This is a genomic window from Kitasatospora nipponensis, assembly GCF_039528135.1.
Taxonomy (GTDB): Bacteria; Actinomycetota; Actinomycetes; order Streptomycetales; family Streptomycetaceae; genus Kitasatospora; species Kitasatospora nipponensis.
Map to the genome: position 1 here is coordinate 1 of NZ_BAAALF010001034.1, position 552 is coordinate 552.

The following is a 552-nucleotide window of genomic DNA, read 5'->3' on the forward strand; positions in this document are numbered from 1 at the left end:
CCGCGGGCACCCCGAGGACCTCACTGCCCTGTGCGGCGATCGCATCACGGTGATCAAAGTCTGAAGCCTGCCCGACCACGCACCTTGGCGATCCTCCAGCGCTCCGGTCAATCGGCCGGCTGCGGCTCCCTGGGCACCCGGGCCAGTGCGGCCCGGACGGCCGAGGCGAGGTCCGGAACGTTCACGCCCAGCCTCTGCAACAGGTCCGCGGTTTCGGCGAGCGGGCGTCCGACCTCCTGGGCGATCGCGAGCAGCTGGACGAGGCGCATCGGCGGCTGGAAGACGGTCGGCACCTGTTCCACCTTCGTGCTGAGGAGTCCCAGGGCTTCCCGTTCCGTAAGCCCCTCGGGAAGTTCCGTGTGCGAGAGCGGAATACCGTAGGAGCGCAAGCGCGCCACGACCTCGTCAAGTGGCACGGCAAGCCCACGGGCTACCAGGATGACCCGGAAGAGCGGCACGGTCTGGCCGACAGTCAGGCCGGAGTGCCAGTTCGCCCCCAGCCGGGGAGTGGAACTGTCTGCCAGCAGGTCGTCGTCCAGGGAAGTCGGGTAC

General features: G+C 69.0%; 1 protein-coding gene. It reads right to left on the minus strand.

The window, feature by feature from the left end; translation table 11 throughout:
- Positions 1-107: 107 nt before the first annotated feature.
- Positions 108-552: wHTH domain-containing protein (locus ABD323_RS44725; RefSeq protein ID WP_344447694.1), on the minus strand; the 445-nt coding region annotated here is incomplete at its 5' end.